The organism is Candidatus Chloroploca sp. Khr17 (assembly GCF_004138165.1).
GTDB lineage: Bacteria > Chloroflexota > Chloroflexia > Chloroflexales > Chloroflexaceae > Chloroploca.
Window position 1 is genome coordinate 1 of sequence record NZ_RYFF01000050.1, and the last position, 14,809, is coordinate 14,809.

Annotated in this window: 11 protein-coding genes; all 11 read right to left on the minus strand. The window is 61.8% G+C overall.

The window, feature by feature from the left end; translation table 11 throughout:
- Positions 1–91: 91 nt before the first annotated feature.
- The 11 genes from EKD05_RS20710 to EKD05_RS20760 all read right to left on the minus strand — a co-directional run bounded on the left by EKD05_RS20710 (position 92) and on the right by EKD05_RS20760 (position 14,763).
- On the minus strand, positions 92–655 hold the full coding sequence (locus EKD05_RS20710) for a GDSL-type esterase/lipase family protein (RefSeq protein ID WP_129676706.1): 564 nt from the start codon (positions 653–655) through the stop codon (positions 92–94).
- Positions 656–818: 163 nt separating this feature from the next.
- Complete coding sequence (locus EKD05_RS20715; RefSeq protein WP_129676708.1) at positions 819–1,631, minus strand: PIG-L deacetylase family protein; 813 nt, start codon at positions 1,629–1,631, stop codon at positions 819–821.
- Between the two features lie 15 nt (positions 1,632–1,646).
- Positions 1,647–2,684: an SIS domain-containing protein gene (locus EKD05_RS20720; protein ID WP_129676710.1), complete on the minus strand. Its 1,038-nt coding sequence runs from the start codon at positions 2,682–2,684 to the stop codon at positions 1,647–1,649.
- A gap of 18 nt (positions 2,685–2,702) precedes the next feature.
- On the minus strand, positions 2,703–4,265 hold the full coding sequence (locus tag EKD05_RS20725; protein WP_129676712.1) for a glycoside hydrolase family 3 protein: 1,563 nt from the start codon (positions 4,263–4,265) through the stop codon (positions 2,703–2,705).
- Between the two features lie 64 nt (positions 4,266–4,329).
- Positions 4,330–7,089, minus strand: a complete 2,760-nt coding sequence (locus EKD05_RS20730) for a glycoside hydrolase family 38 C-terminal domain-containing protein (RefSeq protein WP_129676714.1) — start codon at positions 7,087–7,089, stop codon at positions 4,330–4,332.
- Positions 7,090–7,106: 17 nt separating this feature from the next.
- Complete coding sequence (locus EKD05_RS20735; protein ID WP_240695878.1) at positions 7,107–7,979, minus strand: carbohydrate ABC transporter permease; 873 nt, start codon at positions 7,977–7,979, stop codon at positions 7,107–7,109.
- A gap of 11 nt (positions 7,980–7,990) precedes the next feature.
- Positions 7,991–8,869: a carbohydrate ABC transporter permease gene (locus EKD05_RS20740; RefSeq protein WP_129676716.1), complete on the minus strand. Its 879-nt coding sequence runs from the start codon at positions 8,867–8,869 to the stop codon at positions 7,991–7,993.
- Positions 8,870–9,149: 280 nt separating this feature from the next.
- Positions 9,150–10,550, minus strand: coding sequence for an ABC transporter substrate-binding protein (locus EKD05_RS20745; RefSeq protein ID WP_129676718.1), 1,401 nt, complete (start codon positions 10,548–10,550; stop codon positions 9,150–9,152).
- 182 nt (positions 10,551–10,732) lie between these two features.
- Positions 10,733–12,271 (minus strand): DUF4127 family protein, encoded by a 1,539-nt coding sequence (locus tag EKD05_RS20750; RefSeq protein WP_129676720.1) that lies wholly within the window; start codon positions 12,269–12,271, stop codon positions 10,733–10,735.
- 3 nt (positions 12,272–12,274) lie between these two features.
- Entirely contained in the window at positions 12,275–13,441 is a 1,167-nt protein-coding gene (locus tag EKD05_RS20755; protein ID WP_240695879.1) for an AGE family epimerase/isomerase, read from the minus strand.
- Positions 13,442–13,569: 128 nt separating this feature from the next.
- Positions 13,570–14,763 carry an ROK family protein gene (locus tag EKD05_RS20760; RefSeq protein WP_129676723.1) on the minus strand — a complete coding sequence of 398 codons (1,194 nt, stop codon included), beginning with the start codon at positions 14,761–14,763 and terminating at the stop codon, positions 13,570–13,572.
- Positions 14,764–14,809: the final 46 nt, after the last annotated feature.

A 14,809-nucleotide genomic window follows, 5' to 3' on the forward strand; every position in this document is an offset into this window, starting at 1 on the left:
AGGCCGAAATAACGAAGCGCCCTGGTGACGGGGCGCGTCCTGATGCCACTGCGTAGTCCCTAATGTGTATCGGTCTCCCCACATTTCTCACTCACCCCCCGATCAACCGCACCAGCGCCTCGTTGAGCATCGCGTAGCCTGCGGCGCTCAGGTGCAGTTCGTCGTCGGCATAGCGGCTGTAGACAAAGCCGTCTGGCCCGCAGAGCACGGCGGCGCTGTCGAGCAGGTGTACGCCGTCGGTCACCAGGGCCGGTAGCCGCGCATTCACGGCCAGAATCGCGGCCTGAACCTGCGAACTGGCCCATGGCCCGCGGGCCAGCGGAAAGATCGTGGTGAGAACGACCTGCGCGGCGAGCTGGCGCGCCTCGGTGACAACCGTTGCGATCGCGGTAAACACAGCGTCTTGCGTTGCGGTGCCCGGCGACCAGCCGGCGAGATCGTTGACGCCAAGCTGGAGCACGATCACATCGGGGTGCAATGGCTCGACCATGCGAGTAAAATGGCGTGCCAGATAGGCAGCACTGCCACCCGGCACCCCAGCGTTGACAAAACGCAAACCAGCGAGCTTCGGCGTCAGCCACCAGTCCGCCCGCGAGTCGCCAAAGAAGACCACACGGCGTACAGGTGAGGGTTGTGGAGGTGATGATGGTTGCATAGAGTTAAACCAAGATCTTTGCGCCTTCGCGCCTTTGCGTCAAACACCTTGCGCCTTCGCGCCTCTGCGTCAAACACCTTGCGCCTTCACGCCTCTGCGTCAAACACCTTGCGCCTTCGCGCCTTTGCGTCAAAAAAGCCGTCGTGTGCGAAAAAGAGCGGGCCTATACCCAGATCCGCTCGGCGGGCAGCGCCCCCCCTACCTGATGCGCATACGCAGCGATCGCAGCGGTCAGCGCCGCACTCGCGTCGGTTACGGCATCCACCGTGAGCCCGAGTTGGCTCTGGGCCAATTCAACCATCTGGCTCGTGTAGGCCGCAATCGCGGCCAGTTTGGTGTCGAGCGTTGCGTCGATCACAATGATTTGCTTATTCAATGGTAGGTCAACTTTTGCAAGTCGCTCGGCGAGTGCGCCGAGACGTATCGCATACGGGATATCCTCATAGTAGATGAGGTTCGTCCCTAACACAGTACGCGCCGCAGCATGCGTCAACAGGTGATCGACATGTGCCCCGATACCCAGTGGGGCATAAAAGGCTGCCTCGGGCAAACGCTCGCGGAGGGCGATCAGCAGCGGCGTGATCTCACTGTACAAAGGGTCATCGGCCGCAGGCTGATGAAAAAGCGTGGCCCGACTGGTGTAGGTCGTCGGGTGACGATAGATGGCATCGAGACAACCAGCCCACAGGCCATCGGCCCCAAGCAGCGCCATGGCTGCCTCGTCCTCACGCAGCCGGGTCGCCACAACCGCGGCAGGGCCAAGCCCCCAGGCGGTATGAAAGGCCTGCGCGAGTTCACTGAAGGGGCCTTCCGGCGACGGGGTTGCGGTGCAGAGCGTCACGACCAGCACGCGCTGCCCCGCATGTTGTTGCGCAGCGATCACCCCGCCGCACGACAACGCCGCGTCATCGAGGTGCGGCGAGAGGTAGACATGGTCATAGGTATGGCTCAATTCGTTCAGGGAATGGAAGATCATGTCGTTTTCCTCGCCTCAGTGCGTCAACGTAACTTTGTTCAGGCCACGCGGTGCAGCCGGATCGAGCCCGCGGGCGATCGTAAGATGGTGGCAAAAGAGTTGGGCAGGGATGATACTGACGAGCGGCATCAGCCACGGTGCCACGCCTGCGGGCAGCCGCAACCCGACCGTTGCTTCTTTCAGCGTCGCTGGATCATCCGAAAGCACCAGCAACTGCGCCCCCTGGTTCGCACGCATCCGTATGAGCAGATCTCGCACCGGGGCAAGCCCAGGATCGGTTGGGGCGACCGCGAGGATGGCAAAGCCTGGCTCAACCAGCGCAATTGGCCCGTGTTGAAACTCGGCGGTTGAGTAACGCTCGGCGATGACATAGGCCAGTTCCTTGAGTTTGAGTGACCATTCGAGGGCAGTCGCAAAGTGAAAGCCGCGCCCTAGCACAACACATTCACGCATCGCCCGAAAATGCTCGGCTGCCGCCACAATCTCAGGGTCAAGCCGCAGCGCCTCGGCAGCGGCGGCCGGTACCCGCTCGAGCGCTACCCACATCGCGGGGTCGTCGGCGAGCGCGGCGGCGAGCAGCGCAAAGAGCATCAATTCGCCGGTGTAGGTCTTGGTGGCGGCCACCGCTCGCTCGGGGCCAGCCTGGATCGCCAGGCTCAATTCGGCAGCCTCGGCTAGTGGCGACTGTGGATCGTTCGTGATCGCCAACGTCAGTGCGCCCTGCCTTCGGCCTTCAGCCAGGACGGCGACAATGTCAGGTGACTGCCCCGACTGCGAGACGCCGACAACGAGCGCGTTGGCGAGTTGCGGCGGGCGTTCGTAGATAGTAAAGAGCGAGGGCGCGCCTAGGGCAACCGGGAGACCATTGAAAGCCCCTAAAACGTACTGCCCATAGATACCAGCATGTTCCGAGGTACCACGGGCCACGAGATACACATATTGTACCCGACGCGCACGGATCGCGGCGGCGACCGCTGCGACCTGCGTGCGGGCATGATCAAGCAGACCCTGCAGCACGGCAGGTTGTTCACGAATTTCTTCGAGGAGGGTCATAGTTTGGTTTCTTTCACGTTAGACACTCACCGGCACGGGCAGACAGCCTGGTGCATCCGCCCGCCCAAAGAGGGTGTCGGCAAGCGCGGTAAGCGCTGATGGTGCGATGCTGTAGGTGCAGAGACAAGTAGGTGCCGACAGGTAGGTCATCGTATCGTAGGGTAGCCGCAGTGCTGCCGCAATCACAGGCACCCCTTGCTGCACCAGCGCCTCGACCAGCGCCGCCTGGCCGCGGCGCGTGGTGGCGTTGATTGTTCCGATGATCACGAGATCATAGTTGGCCAGTTCCACGCCGAGCGCAGCCACCTCATCCGCCGCCGGGTCTGCCGCGATGACCAGTTCATCGGTGCGCGCATGGTAACGACGGACAGCCTCGCCCAGGGCGCAGTGTTCGTAGCTCGAGGTATCGGCAGGTGTCAGGTCAGCCAGTTCAGGCGTAACCACAACGAGGCGGGCCTCGGCAGGCAAACGCAAGGGCAGACGACCAACCCGATCACGCACCAGCGTGATCGCCCGCACCGCGACCTCAGCCGCGAGCGCCTGATGCTCGGCACATCCGACAACGCTCAGATCTGGCTGCACCTGGGTCGCCAGCCAATGCTTGAGTGCCGCCACCCGCCCGACGGCAGCCTCCAGATTCGCCGGGGCGAGATGGCCGGCTTGCGCTGCAGCGCACAGGGTTGCATACGCCTGCTCAGGATCGTTCGGTTCCGCTAGCAGCAACAGATCGACGCCAGCCGCTGCCGCCTGTACCAGACGGTCGTTCCACGCGGCTTCCGTGCCAAAACCCGCCATGTTCAAGGCATCACTGACCACGACCCCGCGAAAACCCAGCGTACCGCGTAACAGATCTTCCAGCACCCCCGGGGCCAGCGTCGCCGGCAAATCAACCCGCCCGGTCAGCGCTGGCACCGCCAGATGCGCCGCCATCACCAGCCGTGCGCCAGCCGCAATCGTCGCCGCAAAGGGGGCTAGTTCATGTTGCTGCAGCCGCGTCATGTCGTGCGGCAGCACGCCCAGCGCATGGTGCGTATCGGCGACGGTATCGCCGTGCCCAGGGAAATGCTTGGCTGTCGCGGCGATACCACTCGCTTGCAACCCCTCGACCAGCGCTGCGGCAAGTCGCCCGACCAACGCAGGATCAGCGCCAAACGAGCGCACCCCGATCACCGGATTGGCCGGGTGGCTCTGCACATCAACGACTGGCGCAAAATTGACGTTGACCCCAAGCGCCGCCAGTTCGCGGCCAAGCGCCGCCCCGACCCGCCGGGCCAGTTCTGCATCACCGGTCGCACCCAGCGCCATGTTGCCCGGAAACGCCGTTGCCCCCGCCACCGCCTGCAACTGTCCACCCTCTTGATCGGCACAGATCAGCAGCGGCAGTTGCCCCGCCGCCCACGCTGCTCCCTGTAGTGCCCCGGTGAGCGCTCGCACCTGCGGCGGTGTTCTCAGGTTGAGTTTGCGAAAGAGCGTCACGCCTCCAATCGGGCGCTGCCGCACCAACTCCAGCAACGCTTCCGGAGCCTCATACCCCTCAAACCAGAGCAAGAGCCGCTGGCTGATCTGATCTTCACGTTCCATCGCTTCTTCCACTTCCCCTTGAAGGTGTCACACGGTCATAACGTTGCGCCTTTGCGCCTTTGCGTCAAAACAACCGCCTACCCAAGGGGCCATGATCTTGCCCCACTAACCGCAAGCTCACAATCTGCTTGGCTCCCATCACCACTTCAAACACACCCTCGCGCACCGGCATCGGTGCCTCAAGCGGGTCGCCCGCCAGATTCACCCGCTGGGCCTGGCGGATCGCCGGGGGCACATGCAACGTCGCCGTGATCTCAGCCTCTTCAGGATTAAAAATCCGCACCTCCAACCCCAACGCCGTCTGTGCGAGACTACTCAAGAGGGCCCCCCCACTGAGGCGCAACAGGCTCGCACTCGGCGGCAGGGGCGACGGCGGTTGCGTAACGAGCCTATCGCCAGCCACGCACTGACTCGTGCGCAAGCCAGATGCCAACTGCTGCGCCAATGCGCCCAGGGCGGCCCGGTCAGGGGCTTCACTCAGTGGCACCAGCCAGTAACGTACCGAGAGTTGCTCACCGAGCAATTGACCATCCGGCTCACCATCGGTCAACACGGTGCGCCCGGTACTGCGATAGAGCGTCAGGGCGAGCGGGCGGTCAGGCCGATCGAGCACTGCCGTTTCCAGTTGCCCCGGCGCAACGACGGCCAAGCCACGCCCTCCTGCATAGATCGCGCTCCAATTCAGTTGGGGGCGACCTTCAACTTCCAACTCACGGTAGGTATGCGCGTCGGCACGCAACGCCACTGGCCGTTCGAGCACATCAAATGCGCCATCAGCAAGATAGGTTGTGGCGTCTATACCACTCGGCAACAGGACGCGCAGCCGATGGTCAGACGCCGTGTTACGCACCGTCGTCGTGACTTCCACCCGCGCACAGCCGGGGCGCAGACTCAGCAGCGTATCAAGCTCCAGCGTTGCCAGCGTCTCGGCGCGCATTCCGCGTGCGAAAGCAAAATGCTCGGGCACACGTAGCGCCGTCCGCAAACGGAAGGTCGTCACATACGGGCCGTTCTGCACCAGGGCCACGCTCGTCGCGGCGCCACACGAGCTATGCGCCGCATCGGCCACGGCCAGGCCGTGGAACCAGCCATCGCCAATGTCGGCGCAATCTTCAAAGCGCAACAGGTGTTCGTAGATAGCTCCATTCCGTCGATCATGCAGGCGCAACGTACCATCAAGCGCAATGGCAACCTCGATCAACTCGTTCGCCATCGCACGATCGCTGGTCGCCAGACCGCGCCCGGGATGGCGCGTTGGCTGCGCGATCGGGCGCGGACTCTGGTGGGGCAGCAGCGGGTCGAGTTCACCCGGGCGCACGGTGAGACTCACGTAGCCAAGGGCCGGCAGCGCCAGCGGCAGGCTCACGCGCACCTCATTCACCTGAACCCCCTGCGGGAACTTGTGCGGATCGAGGCGCGTTCGCGTCACCCCGAGGCGCTGGCTCAGGCGCTGGTACGGTACCTCGTTGCCCGCCGGATCGTAGATGCGAAAGGCCGGCAGATCCTCAAAGCCAAAGAACTCGGTGAAAGCCGGCCAGGTATGCGGAAGATCCAGGGTAAGCTCAACCGTCTCGTTCAGCGGCTGAACCAGCGGGTTAAAGACCACCACCCGCACTTCGTCGGAGGCCACCTCGCCCTCAATCGCCAGCGCGAGCGCCCTGGTCGCCTCGGTAGCAAGCAGATCGGCAATCTGCCGACACTGGCTAAAGCGGTAGAGCATATCGCGATGCACCAGATCAATGCTACAGCCGCCAAGCGAGTCGTGCGGATGGTTCTGGAGCAGCCAGCGCCAGGCAATTTCGAGCAACTGGTGCGGATAGGGCCGCCCGAGGGCGTGCGCCGCCCAGACGCTGAACGGCTCGGCCCAACGGGTCAGCAGCGTCTCGCAGGCCGCATTTTCCTGCTTGAGCGGCACGCGACTCGCGAGCACGCCCGGAATGAGCCAGGCCTCGTTCTCGGCCCGCGGTGGCAAACCCGGCTCGCGCAGTTCACCAGTGATCGTCGCGGTGATCGCCGCAGGATCAGCCAGCAGGTCGTCAAGATAGGCATCGAGGCTCGTATGGCTCAACGCAACGGGCGCACCAGCATCCTGGCTATAAGCCGTCACAGCCTCATAGACCGTCGCATCCCAGGCCAGATGATCGCCGCCATCAAAGACGAGCAGCGGCGCAACCGTCGTCACCGCGGCCTCGGCGGCAAGGTACGCCTCTAGCCGCGCCCGCGCCTCGGCGGCCTCCACGCGCCGCCCCGGATCATCGGCAGCGCGCACCTCAAACGCAAAGGCCGAATAGCCGCCGCGCCCAAAGCGATAGGTCGGCAAAATGGTGCCATCAGATCCTCGCCAGTGAAAATGCCGCCCCGCCGCGAAATTGACCCCGCGCCAGAGAAAAACCCCGCGCAACCCAAAGCCAGCAAAGATCTGCGGCAACTGACTAATATGGCCAAACTGATCACAAACCCAGCCTGCCGACGAGGGCACCGCCCCAAAACGACGCGCCACCGCGCACCCATAGCGCAGGTTACGCACCAGCGCCTCACCAGACACCAGAAACTCATCAGGCACGGTATACCATGGTCCAATGATGAGCATGCCAGCGCGGGCCAGCGCCTCAACCTCGGCGCGGCGCTCGGGGCGCACCTCGAGATAATCCTCGAGCATGATCGCCTGGCCGTCAGTCGTAAACGGCCCATGCAACTGGCCTGTTGCCAACGCCTCAAGCACCTCATCGAGCAACGCCACCAGCGCCGAGCGAAAATGCTGCATCGGGCGATACCACTCACGATCCCAGTGGCTCGAAAGAATATAATGCGCACGTCGTTGCATACAACCTCTGCCCCAGCCTACCCCTTCACTGCCCCCGAAAGCCCGGCCACAAAGTAGCGCTGCGCAAAAATAAAGGCGATCAGAATCGGGATGATCACCATCACCGCCCCAGCCGCGATCAGGCGAAAATCGGCGGTAAACATCCCCCGCAACGCCATCAAACCCACGGGCAACGTATACAGTTCCCGCGTACGCAGCATCAGTGACGGCCAGAGCAGCGCGTTCCACGACGTGACCGCCGTAAAGACCGCCGCCGTCGCCAGCGAGGGCCGGATCGTCGGCGTCAACACTGACCACCAGATCCGCAACTCGTTCGCCCCATCGATCCGCGCCGCATCAATCAGATCATTCGGCACCGTCTTGTACGCCTGGCGCAACAGAAAGATATTGAACGCACTGAAGACACTCGGAAAGATCAGCGCCCAAAGCGTATCGTAGTACTGAAAGACCTGCACCGCCAGCAGATACCCAGGAATAAAGGTCAGTTCAGCCGGCACAATCAGTGTCGCCAGCAGCAAATAAAAGATCACCTCGCGCCCAGGAAAATTCATCTTGGCGAGCGGATAGGCCGCCAGCGACGAAACCAGCACATTGAGCGTCACGGTCAGCGCGGCTACAAAGAGGCTATTGAGGAAAAAGCGCCAGATCGGCAATTGATCCCAGACGCGGGCAAAATTTGCCAGTGTTGGCTCACGCGGCAGAAACTGCGGCGGAAAGCCAAAAACCGCATCACTCGGTCCCTTCAACGCCGTCATCAGTAACCAGAGAAATGGCAACACCGTCACGATGCTCGCCAGCAACAACAAGCCATACCAGAAGAGATGGCGCGTCCACGCGGGACGAACGGAGCGCGTCCGGCCTGTGGACATTGGCTCAGCAACTGTGCTCATTCCAGATCCTCCTATCCTTCCCCTCGCTCAAGCATCCGCACATTAATGATCGAGAAGGTCAGGGTGATCACCAGCAAGACCATCGCAATCGCCGAGGCGTAGCCAACATTTTGCAAGCGAAAAGCCTGCTTCCAGAGGTAAAACACCATCGTCGAACCGCTATTGAGAATGCCACCCGTTCCATTCGTGAGCACATAGATCTCATCGAAGACTTTGAGCGCACTGAGGCTCGAAATCACGGCCACAAAGACAATCGATGGGCGCAACCCTGGCACACTGACATGCCAATGCTTCTGAAATTCATTGCATCCGTCGATGCGCGCCGCATCATAGAGATCCTCTGGGATCGATTGCAACCCGGCGAGAAAGACGACCATATAGTAGCCAACGCCCATCCAGGTCGTCATCATCATCGCGATCGGCAACGTCCAGCCTGGCTCGGTCAGGAAGATGATTGGCTTCTCGATCATCCCCGTCGAGAGCAGCATGCCATTGATCGGGCCGCCACTTCCATCAAAAAGGAATTGCCAGGCGATCCCAACCGCCACTGCCCCCGTGATCACCGGGATATAGTAGAGCGCCCGGAAGACCCCGATGCCCAGCAAGGGGCGGTTGACAACAATCGCCAGGGCAATCGCACTCACAATGATCACCGGCGTCACCAGCAAGTAGGTGAACGAGTTGCGCAACGACAGCCAGAAGACCCCGTCGCCGATCAACCGCTGGTAGTTGGCTAGTCCTACCGGCTGCGGTGGACGCAAAATGTTGTACTCAGTGAAACTCAAATAGCCAACACTCGCCAACGGATAGAGCGTAAAGGTCGCCATAAAGAGCAGCGCCGGAAGCAAAAAGAGATAGGGTGTCAGGCGCGAGCGCAACGTATTGCTCATGATCATTCTCGTTTCTGCCCTTAGATCAGGTTTCAGGCTACTGTTCAAGCGTACTTTGGTGTAGCACACCTGGACGATGTGCGTCTGAGGAGTGTCGGCTTATGGTCTATCAAAAATGAATCCGCTCCAGCCCGCGCCGGCGGGCTTCGCATCCCATAGCCGAGGGCGTTCGCCCCACGCCATCGGACGCATACCGGATTATCTCCTTGACAACCATTAGCCGACCCTCCTGTTTGCAACCTTGCCAGGACTGCTACATACGGGTGAACGAAAACAGGCACTATCGAATCAAGCCATTGGCCTGCTGCACCGCGTCGCTCAGCACGGTCTGCGGATCGGCACCGCCGAAGATGGCCGCCTCAATCGCCTGGCGAACAATGTCGTTCACTTCAGCCGGGCTTGGAATTTCGGGCAAAATGTTCTTTTGCTGCGAAATAATGCCTTCGGCCAGCGGGCGAATCTGATCCTCGATCGCGACTGGCTGCTGCGTGAAGAAGGGATCTTCGTAACTTTCCGGGGTCGAGGGGTAGATCGCGACGAGCTTGGCAAATTCGAGCATGCTCTGCGGGTTCGAGAAGAAGGCCGCTAGCGCCGCCGATGCCTTCGGATACGCGGTGCTCTGGCTCACGACAATCGACATCGAGACGGGCGGCAAGGCCCCCGACCGCCCGATCGCCCGCGGGGCCAGGGCCAGGTAGCCATAACGACCAGGGTTGCCCTCGCGTACCAGACGGATCAGCTGCGGGCCGGTTACATAGAAGGGCATCTGCGCTGCGGTGAAACGCTCCAGACCAATGCGGTCGTCGGCGTCGTTCAACAGGATCAGGTCGCGGTGGATTGCCCCAGCCTCGTTCAGATCAACATAGTCCTGCAACCACTGTACCGCTTCGGGTGAGTCAAAGGTGAAGGCGGTGCCGTCGGCGTTCATTACTTCGACATTGCCCTCGTAGGCCATTGTCTGCAACAGGTTGCCGGTCTGCATGCGCAAACCACACGGGATACCGCTCGCCTCGTAGAAGTCGAGACAGAATTGCTTCTGCTCATCGAAGGTCGTGGGCAAATCGTCCATGGTATACCCGGCGTTCTCGAGTACGTCGGTGTTGGCCAGATAGGCGTCAACCGCCTGGTACCAGGGCACCTGAAAACTCGACCCGCCAACATTGGTCTGGTTGAACAGATCAGGGAAGTACTGCTCCTGCACGGCTGGGGGCAACGCTTCGCTCATGTTCAGCAGTTGATCGTTCTGGGCAAATTCTTGCACCCAACCCGTTGGCACGTTGACGACATCCGGCGCGTTGCCGGCCGCCAGGCTGTTGCGATACTCCTCCTGGAGCGTAGCCTGACGATCTTCCCACTTCACCGTGACGCCTGGGTAGGCTTCGTTGAAGCGGGCAATCGTGCTCTGAATATACTCATCGAAGGTCGGCGAGAGGAAGAAGGTCCAGAAGGTGATCGTAGCCCCTTCCTCAACCTCCATCACTGCCTCGGGGTTTGGCCCGGGGGTTGGGGTGACCACCACTTGCTGTTCAACAACCTCGGTCTGCACGACAACTTGGGTCTGCACGACAACCTGAGGTTCAGCGGTGGCCTGGGTCGCTGGGGCGGCTCCGCCACAGGCAACCAGGATCATGGCGAACATGGTCAGAAAGATGGTGAACGCAACACTTCGCTTGCGGATCATAGGGCTCTTGCTCCTCATACTTTGTGGTCGGCGGTACGTTGCTCGACAAGGGGCCTACAACATCAAGGATGTCGTCCCCCGTACGCCTGGCCCCGCCAACAAAAAACAGACCGTAACGTGGTGCCTAGTATCGTTGCTTAGCCTAACATGGCGAGCGGCAATCACCCCCTTTCTGTGGCCGTTCAAACAATGGCTTCCAGGTCAAAATCAACCTCGAAGGTGCGTCCCCAGGGGAACCGGACGCTTGCCTGATCGAGGCGGTAGCGTTCAGCAAAGCCTGGCAACGTGGCGAGAAAATGCGCGAGTCCAGTTGCACTCCGTTGCCGCGCTAACTCGGCCCACGCCGGGGTGATGGGATCGTGGTGGCCGGTCTGCTGGGTGAGCCAGGCTCGCACGTCGGCCCGGATGATATGTTGATAGCCCCAATCTTCGACCAGGCGGTGTAGCAGTAGCTGTTCGTGCGCAACCGCCCCGGCAGGCGTGCTGATCAATTGGGCGGCAAAGGCCTGCGCCAGCGTGGTGCCGACGGTATTGCCAGCCGTATTCCAGGCCCCGTAGGCCGTCAGTTGGGCCAGCAACACACGCTCGCTCAGCACCTCCATCAGCGACGGGTCGGCCCCATTCGGGTAGGCGACATCGGCAATGGCGATCGCCTGCCCCATCGCCAGCCGGCAGGCCGCTTCATCAGCAAGCCTGTTCAATGAGGGGAGACGTGCGGTCTTCTCCTCTGCTGCATGCGCCGGATCCCACTCGGCCCGTCGCGCTACCGGTGCATTCACCCCCACCCAGATCGGCGCATCACTCTCGACCAGATGACCTCCCACTGCGGCCACTTGCCGCGCCACAGTCAGCCGGATCGGACCATCTTCATAGGCCGCCACCTGCGCGGCACCCTCCGCAGGCGCATACGCCACCGTCACCGCTGGGCACACCCCGGCCCGCTCATTCAACAGCCGCGCGACCAGCACAGACCCCACCTCATCGGCACCGGGGTACATCAAAAGGGCGGGGGTTGACGGAGCCTGGTCAAGCGTAGCACCCGGGCGAGCCAACAAGGCGCCCCAACTCGCCAGCCAGCCCTTTTCCCGCGAGGGCAAGCCAAACGGACTCGTATCGTCAGAACTGAGCACCAGCAGGTCAAGCGTGCCGTCATCCAGCAGGCCGAGGGCCGCAAGATTGACGGTATGGTTGCGGAGACGCCGGGCGAGCAGATCGCGCCGGATCGTCGCTGGGATCGACGCCTCGGCTGCCGCCAACGCCTCGGCAACCGCCTCGCCCCGCCCGTGCCGATCAAGCAACTGCGACAGCGCATAGAGCCGTGCGCCATACTCGGCCCAGTAAGCGGGCTCTTCGACGGCGTCATTCGCGTTGGAAACCCGTGTGACGACATTAAAGGCGTAGATCGGCAGGCGTGGCGCAAGCGAGCGCACCGTGCGCAAGACCTCCAGACGGTTCAAAACAACCGCCACCGGCTCATCAGAGATGCGCGAGGCGATCAAGCCACCATAGCCGAGTTGTTCGAGCGCAACAATCAGCCCATCAAGCTGCGGGGCCGTTGCCATCAACCAGGCCGCCAACATCTGGGCATCGCCCGGCTTGCGCCCCGTACTCAACGCCCCCGGTGGCGGCAGCAGCACCTCGGCACCCGCAATCGCCGCCACCATCACCGGATAGCGCGTATTCGCCGGTCGCTCATCAAGGGGAATCAAACCAAGCTTCATACATTACGCCCCATCACGATCAATCGCCTGGAGACTAAAGAGCAACGCTCGCGGCACATGGAAAAAGCCCTTGTAATTGCCACCTTTGCTTGTCAGCGCCAGATCGCCCCATCGATCGCAGTACCCAAACCACTCGCCATAGACCGGATCAACAAAATGAGCGTAGGTATAACGATCCACCCGCTCGAGCCAGGTGAGCCAGCGCGCCTCGCCAGTCAGCGTATAGGCCAGCACCAGCGCATAGATCGCCTCGGCATGCGGCCACCAGAGCTTCATCGTGGCCTCAAGTTGGAGCGTCGGGCGACCCGCGAGATCCATAAAATAGAAGAGGCCGTCGTACTGCGTGTCCCAGCCTAATTCAAGCGCCCCCGCCAGAGCCGCGAACGCAACCTGCTGCGCCTGGGCGTCGGGGTTACGGGCAAGCATCTGCAACAGAATCCAGACCGTCTCAATCGTGTGCCCAGGGCTAAAGAGCCGCCCTTCGGGAAGCGCCGTCAGATCACGGCCATCGTAGGCAACCACCTCGCGGAAGACCCGATGCGCCGCATCATAGTGACGCAACACCCCGGCCACCGTCGCACGCAGCACCTCGTCATAGCGCGGATCATCAAACTGGCGGGCAAGCTCAAGCGCCATCATGCCTACCACCAACCGATCCGCCAGTTGACTCACTGCAACCTGGCCGGGCAACGCCAGGCGCCCAAGCAACGTCGGCTGCTCGATCCATGCCACAATGCGCCAGAAGAGCGCCACGGCCTCATCAAGACACGCCTGATCGCCCGTCGCCAGTCCATACTCAAACAGACCCATCTGCACAAAAACGGCCGCATACGGCTTGCGCTGAAAAAAGAAGGGCTGGCCCTCGCGCGTCAGGCTAAAGAAGATCCGGCCCTCGGCGTCGCGCCCATGGCGGCGGATAAAATCCACCCCGAGCCGCGCCGCCGTCAGCCACTCGTCACGTGGTTCCAACTCACGATAGAGCCGGGCGAACATCCAGACCGCACGTCCCTGGAGCCACATATATTTACGCGGATCATAGACCGTGCCATCGCGATCGAGACAGGTAAAGTACCCGCCGTGCTCATGATCGAGCGCATGGCGGAGCCAAAAAGGAATCACCGCGTCAACGAGATCGCGCCGGTAGCGCTCTGCATAAGCCTCTAGCATCATTGCCTCTGCTTGTGATCCACGTGTTAGACCAATTGGAATTGAGCGATCCGCATCGGTAGGGCTGCCCGAGCGCATTGGAACGTCATATGCGGCAATCTGCCATCCAAAATCTGCAATCTGAAATGGTATTATGGCCTGAAAAGGCGTTCAATCCCCAATTCAAACGTCAAGAGTGGCGCTGCCGCGCCGAGCAGCGGCGCGTCTGGGCCAAGGGCAACGACTTCGACAACCGTTGCGCCGGCCAAAGCCGGCAGGCAACGTCGCGCCAGATTGGTCACAACCGCCTTGCGCAACAGTTCACCAAGCGGGGCGACATGGCCGGTAATCAGCACTCGCCGAATATTCAGCACGCTCACCAGACTCGCCAGCGCAATGCCAAGGTAACGCCCGGCATCGGCAATCACCGCACGCGCCAGCGGATCACCAGCCTCGGCCAGGTGCGCCAGTTCCTCCAGCGTTGGCTCGGCCGAGAGTGCCGAAGCCTGGGTCAAACGCAACTCACGCGCCTGGCGCAGGATCGCCGCACTGCTCGCCACGGTCTCCAGGCACCCACGATTGCCACACTTGCACAACGGCCCATCTTCCGCGACCACCAGATGTCCAATCTCACCGGCCCCATTGCCTTCACCCGTATACAGGCGATCACCGAGCACAATGCCTGCCCCAATACCATTGCCAACCTTGACCACAATCAGATCGGGGGTGCCCTGAGCCTGCCCAAACATATACTCGGCCAGGGCCAGACTATGGCTATCATTCGCCAGATAGACCGGCAACTGACAGCGCTCTTGCACCAGTGCGCGCAAAGGCAGGTCAACCCAGCCAAAATCAACCGCGCGCACCACCGTCCCGCGCTCAACATCGATCAGGCCCGGCGTATTGATGCCAATGCCCAGCAGGGGATATTCCGCCGTCTGTCGCAACTGATTCGCCACCGCATAGATCGTCTCAAGCACAGCCGCCCCATCACCCGACGGCACCGCCCGCGTCACCGGTGAACGCAATTCACCGCGCAGATTGACCAGCGCACCCATCACCTGCGCCTTCGTCACACTGATCGCCGCCACCTGACGCGCATCCGCGACCACACTGAGCAAAATCGGCGTCCGCCCAATACCCACCGTCCCGTGGCCGACCTCCTCAAGCAACCCTCGCTCGAGCAACTCGCCCACCGCGTCCGAAACCGTCGCCCGCGTCAACTGCGTCAGACGCGCCAGATCAGCCCGGCTAATCGCGCCGTACTCATAGATCGTGCGCAACAAGAGACGACTGTTGTGCTCTTTGGTGTGCTGGCGGGTCGCCTTTTCGAGCAACGGATCCACAGTTTTACCCTCAACCTATTTAGATAGTTCAATAAACTTACAAAAG

What these genes read in the sequence shown, in the direction of transcription:
- EKD05_RS20755 (WP_240695879.1), bottom strand. Translation starts at nt 13,441, where the DNA reads ATGATGCTAGAGGCTTATGCAGAGCGCTACCGGCGCGATCTCGTTGAC.
- EKD05_RS20720 (WP_129676710.1), bottom strand. Translation starts at nt 2,684, where the DNA reads ATGACCCTCCTCGAAGAAATTCGTGAACAACCTGCCGTGCTGCAGGGT.
- EKD05_RS20715 (WP_129676708.1), bottom strand. Translation starts at nt 1,631, where the DNA reads ATGATCTTCCATTCCCTGAACGAATTGAGCCATACCTATGACCATGTC.
- EKD05_RS20740 (WP_129676716.1), bottom strand. Translation starts at nt 8,869, where the DNA reads ATGAGCAATACGTTGCGCTCGCGCCTGACACCCTATCTCTTTTTGCTT.
- EKD05_RS20730 (WP_129676714.1), bottom strand. Translation starts at nt 7,089, where the DNA reads ATGCAACGACGTGCGCATTATATTCTTTCGAGCCACTGGGATCGTGAG.
- EKD05_RS20710 (WP_129676706.1), bottom strand. Translation starts at nt 655, where the DNA reads ATGCAACCATCATCACCTCCACAACCCTCACCTGTACGCCGTGTGGTC.
- EKD05_RS20745 (WP_129676718.1), bottom strand. Translation starts at nt 10,550, where the DNA reads ATGATCCGCAAGCGAAGTGTTGCGTTCACCATCTTTCTGACCATGTTC.
- EKD05_RS20750 (WP_129676720.1), bottom strand. Translation starts at nt 12,271, where the DNA reads ATGAAGCTTGGTTTGATTCCCCTTGATGAGCGACCGGCGAATACGCGC.
- EKD05_RS20725 (WP_129676712.1), bottom strand. Translation starts at nt 4,265, where the DNA reads ATGGAACGTGAAGATCAGATCAGCCAGCGGCTCTTGCTCTGGTTTGAG.
- EKD05_RS20735 (WP_240695878.1), bottom strand. Translation starts at nt 7,979, where the DNA reads ATGAGCACAGTTGCTGAGCCAATGTCCACAGGCCGGACGCGCTCCGTT.